The organism is Microcystis sp. M_QC_C_20170808_M9Col (genome assembly GCF_007095495.1).
In the GTDB taxonomy this organism is placed as follows: domain Bacteria; phylum Cyanobacteriota; class Cyanobacteriia; order Cyanobacteriales; family Microcystaceae; genus Microcystis; species Microcystis aeruginosa.
In genome coordinates this window covers 1-5084 of sequence record NZ_SFBZ01000137.1, presented here as the reverse complement: position 1 = coordinate 5084, position 5084 = coordinate 1, and the positions used below count along the sequence as shown (strand labels likewise).

General features: G+C 40.3%; 3 protein-coding genes. All 3 read right to left on the bottom strand.

Going from position 1 to position 5084, the window contains the following annotated elements; all coding sequences use genetic code 11:
- Positions 1-149: 149 nt before the first annotated feature.
- Entirely contained in the window at positions 150-1466 is a 1317-nt protein-coding gene (locus tag EWV68_RS08255; protein WP_287169450.1) for a family 10 glycosylhydrolase, read from the bottom strand.
- Between the two features lie 92 nt (positions 1467-1558).
- Positions 1559-3136: a glycosyltransferase family 39 protein gene (locus tag EWV68_RS08250; protein WP_287169449.1), complete on the bottom strand. Its 1578-nt coding sequence runs from the start codon at positions 3134-3136 to the stop codon at positions 1559-1561.
- 1 nt (position 3137) lies between these two features.
- Positions 3138-4895, bottom strand: a complete 1758-nt coding sequence (gene dnaB, locus EWV68_RS08245; RefSeq protein WP_287169451.1) for a replicative DNA helicase — start codon at positions 4893-4895, stop codon at positions 3138-3140.
- Positions 4896-5084 lie beyond the last annotated feature (189 nt).

Below are 5084 nucleotides of genomic sequence, written 5' to 3'. Positions count from 1 at the left end.
TCAGGGAAAAAGTCCAGGGATTTTCCCCCCGACCACTCCCATATCTGGTACTTTTTGATTGACAAAAAGTCTAAAAGTCTTACCCAACAAGGTTTTTAGATTTATTCAGCTAACCCTATTTAGATAATTTTGATGGGCAAAAATTGCTATTAACTACCCGGAGGGGGAATAACAGGAATTTCGATACCGTCCGGTGCTAAGGGGGGAGGTGTGGGGGTTAGTCCTGGCCGGTAAATAGGTTCAGGTGTACTAACTAAGGGGATATTTTCCAGCACGGGAAGACGGGGAGTGATTGGTTGCGAAAACAGCGCTTGAATTGCCGCTTTTCTGGTTTCTGGAGGTTCCAAAGCTTGCTGCCAGAGACTTTCATAAAAGAAGAAAATCACCCCTAAACCCCGCTGACGAGCAGCCAATACCTTTTCTTCAATAAAGGGTAGGGCAATCGGTCGATTGCGTAAACCGGTCAAAACTCCCACACCGGTGGGGATAGTTTGCTGGGTTTCCTGAATTTCGGGACGCTCTATTTGCTTGAGAAAACTGGGCAGATCGGGACGATAAACCTGTACGATTAACTCATCGACTAATCCTTGCCGCACCCAACCGAGCCAATCCTGTAAATGACCATTATAGGCGAATTCGTAGGGATTAGGGGCGATCGAAAGCAGTATATTCGGTTTAATTGCCTCAATTGATTCTTTGAGATTAGCCAGAAAAGCGGTGATTTTATCGGCCCGCCATTTTGTCCATTCGGGATCCCGGGGGTTAGCCGGAGGTGTTTTTTCCGTTTCCTGTTGATAAAGGGCGATAGTATAGGGATCATAGCCGAATTCGTTCGGTAAACTCAGATGATCGTCGAATTGGATGCCGTTAATATCGTATTGTCCCACTACTTCCAAGACTAATTCCCGCAGAAAATTCTGCACCTCGGGACGGAAAGGGTTCAACCACACCACCTCACCGGCTGCCCCCACCCAAGTGGTCCCCCCGTCGCGTTTTTGGGTTAACCAGTCTTGATGTTTTAAAGCTAATTCTGAGGTGGGAGGAGCCATAAATCCAAATTCAAACCAAGGAATGACCAGTAATCCCCTTCCACGGGTTTGTTCCACCATTTCTGCCAAGATATCTTGTCCCTGCGCTCCCGTAGGCACAAAAGGCTGTATTCCTTCCCGTTGAGCGATCGCACTGGGATAGAGAGCATAACCGGAATTCCAGACCACGGGATAGATAGCATTAAAATTAAGATTAACTAATTGCTCGATCGCCTGTTGTCGTTTATCCCTGTCCATCAGCATCGCAGTATCGTTGGTAGTGATCCAAACACCGCGGATATCAGGATCTCGACTTTGAGAGAAAGCAGCAGAAAAATAGCCTAATAGTAGGACTATTAGAAAAGATACTAAGAATAGTAGTATGGGGAGCTTTTTAAGAATTTGCCGCCAAGTGCTGGTCGGAATTAGAAAAGTCATTTCTTTAAGGTGAAGATTAACGGTTTTAACTGGTTATAATACCAGCTTTGCTCAACTCTTTCAGGCTAGATTGACCCAAAATATATATTTGCCTATTTCTTCCCTCGCCACAATTGACCATAGGGATAGAAATAATCAAGACGAATATCGAATTGATCTAGGGCCAGTAATAACCGATTGGAAGGACGAAAAAGAAATAAGTTGACGCAGGGAATTTCTAGGACTTCTTTTAACTTATCGGTATCGGGGTTAGTGGTAGTCAGAAAGTATTGTACATCAGCATTAAGACGATAATTCAGGGAAAGCAAATCACCTAAGTTAGTCCAGTCATTACCTTCGTCGCTGATAACAATGGCCTTAGGTACAGCATTGATTTTTCTCGCAACTTCGCCATTCCAATAACTAGGAACTTTTGCCCAACTGGTTTCGGAAAGAGCATTATTGAAGTTCGATATTATACTAGCAGTTAACAAAAAAGTCAAGATAATTTTACCGAAAATTTTGTCTTGATTAAGCAATTGTGACAAGAAAAAAGCCACAGTTATATAGATGGTGGGAAAGGTCGCAATTAGATAACGGGTGACAGTTGATCTAGTGGTGGTCAAAATTAGATCGGGAATGACTAAAGCTAGGAAAGGCCCTAGGGTTGAGGTAATCAGAAAAGTAAAAGCTATGGGGTTATTGTAGCGAGAAACTCGATAAAAAGCAGAGATAGTTAAGATTAAAAAAATTACTCTATATATATAGGTGAAGATGTTATTAAAACCAAAATCGCTATCGCTAAATGGAGAAGTAAAAGTTAAGAGCCATAATTTACTGATAAATCCCCAATCGAGATAGTTAACGGCAGCCCAACTGGTGGAGTTAAAGGCCCTTTGAGAGTTAGTCAAAAAAACCTGTAACCAGGGTATATATAAAATCATCATTGTTGACCCAGATAACAGGAAAAATATCAAGTTATTTTTTCGCTCTGGTTTCATAACAAGATACCAAAGTATAAAGGCTGCTTGAGCAAATAAGTTGATAATAAAAAAGAGATGGGTGTAGAGTCCGAGAGTATTAGAGATGGTGTATAAAGACCAATTAACAATAGTTCTTTTCTTGAGGCATTTTAACAGCAGTAATTGACTGATTATCGTTAACAAAACCAAAAGACTATACTGACGGGACATTTGAGCAAATATTATATCAACTGGAGAGAGTGCTAATAAAATTACTGCTAAAATTGCCGTTAACTTTGCTGCAAATAATTCTAGGGATAGATAGTAAATAAATGGCAGGGAGAGAAGACTAAAAACAATCGCTAAACTGCGGGAAGAAACGGAAGAAAAACCGAATATTTTTTCCCAATAGCGAGAGATAATAAAGTATAAAGGTGGGTGTTGAGGGTCTTCTTTAGCGAGAGATTTTATTGTGTCAAAAACATTACTTTCTGGTTTCAGTTGTTGAAATTTTCCTAATTCTGTGGTAGATAAAAGACGGTTTTGAAAGATAGTATCAGCGATTTCCTTTGCTTGATAACCAGTGGTTCTAATGGTGGTGTAGGATTCATCATGCCAATAGATTTTTTTATCGATATTCGCAAAACGAAAAACCACACTGAGAGTTAGGATAATTGCCAAAAGTATTAAGAGCCAATTGGGAGTTTTATAATTAATAGTTGCTTTCATTTTAATAATTAGAGCGACTTTGTTTAAGATTAAGAAACTTGGTAAATTCTGGTTGAAAAAGTAGCTTAATTGTGCCGGTGGGACCATTACGATGCTTAGTAATAATTACTTCAGCCACACCTCGATCGGGACTATCGGGGTTATAATATTCATCTCGGTATAACATCATAATTAAATCCGCATCCTGTTCGATACTATTATGGACGATGATATTATTGGCAATAAAATTATGCAGTTTATCTACTGTTAAATCATACACTTCTGTCTCTCCATCCGCTTGAATTGCCATAACTTCATCCCAATTAAACCTTAGGTCTGAATTACTCAGAGAGCGAGGTAAAGCGATATAATTACCAATATTTAATTCATCTAATCTTTGCCAACCGTGGACAGTCAAAAATTTATGATTGGCTGTAGCTCCAATCGTGCGACCTAAACGAGTTGTTAATCGAAAAACTGGCTTAAATCCTGTGGAAAAGACCTTAGTTACCAGTGCTTTTTCTAATTTCATTGTTTCCTCATTAAGAGCAAAAACCGTAAAATTAGAGCAATTCACTAACTGACAAATTGGCACTTTAGCACGAGGATCGGCTAACTCAACTAAACTATCACCCGCTAAACATCCTGACTCGCGTAAATCGGACATCATCGGTCTTTTATTATTGCGAGATTCCACGGCGCGACTTAACTGAGAAAGAGCAATTACCGGAGCATGAATTTCTCTCGCTAAACCCTTAAGACTGCGGGTAATTTTAGAAAGTTCCTGAACGCGATTATCACCTCCCCCTTCCATTAATTGCAGATAATCGATTAAAACTAATCCCATTTGCCCCTTTTTTTCTGCCTGTAAACGCCGCACTTGGGAACGCATTTGAATTACACTTAAATTGGCACTATCATCGATATATATGGGCAAATTTAATAACTTTTCTAGTCCCCCAAGAACCTTCTCTAAATCATTTTGTCCCAAACGGCCTGAGCGAATCCGATTACTTTCGATTTTAGCCTCATTCGATAACAAACGTTGGGCTAATTGTTCCTTGGACATCTCCAAACTAAAGACAGCCACGGGTAAATTCTGTTGAGCGATATTATAGGCAATATTAAGAGCAAAAGAAGTTTTTCCCATGGAAGGCCTACCCGCGATAATAACTAAATCCGAGGGTTGTAAACCACTGGTCATCGCATCGAGATCATAAAATTGAGTTTCGATACCGGGTAGAGTGGTCGTCTCCTGCATTTTCTCAATTTCGTTAAAAGTTTCGATTAAAGTATCCCCCAGAAAAATTAAACCCTCCTGGGGTCGTTTTTGGGTGAGACGAAAAATCTTTTGTTCCGATTCATCGAAAACATTTTCTAATTCTAGCGTCGTATCCCTGGCTAACTCAATAATTTCTCCCCCGGTGGAAATTAACTGACGACGCATATATTTATCCATCACTAATTCAGCATAGCGATCGATGTTGGCAGCCGAGACAGTGCGCTCAATTAATTGTAACAATCGCGGCATTCCCCCGATTTCTTCCAGCAGATAATTATCCTGTAACCAGCTGCTAACCGTCATTAAATCCGTCGGTTTTCCCTTCCCTTGTAAAGCAAGCGCCGCACGATAAATATCTTGATGGGTTTTCACATAGAAAGCTTCTGGAATTAAAAAATCACTGATTCTACCTAACGCTTTTGGATCTAGTAAAATACCACCTAAGATAGATTCTTCCGCTTCAATATTTTGGGGGGGGAGGGATTGATCGCTAATCATTGTCAATGCTGACTGTGCTTTATCATTAATTATAGTCATTCACCCTAATTAAATACAAATGTTCAGGTTATTGACATCCTCACCGCCGTAAACGGACGGCGATTCCCAAACCTCACGATTTAGGTTTCTGCTTCTTTCCCTTGCGGGGTTCCGCACCTGCCTTAACAGATTTACTCTGTTCTGGTCTTA

Bases quoted from the DNA above. Each gene is read 5' to 3' on its own strand.
- EWV68_RS08255 (WP_287169450.1), bottom strand. From the start codon at position 1,466: ATGACTTTTCTAATTCCGACCAGCACTTGGCGGCAAATTCTTAAAAAG.
- EWV68_RS08250 (WP_287169449.1), bottom strand. From the start codon at position 3,136: ATGAAAGCAACTATTAATTATAAAACTCCCAATTGGCTCTTAATACTT.
- dnaB (WP_287169451.1), bottom strand. From the start codon at position 4,895: ATGATTAGCGATCAATCCCTCCCCCCCCAAAATATTGAAGCGGAAGAA.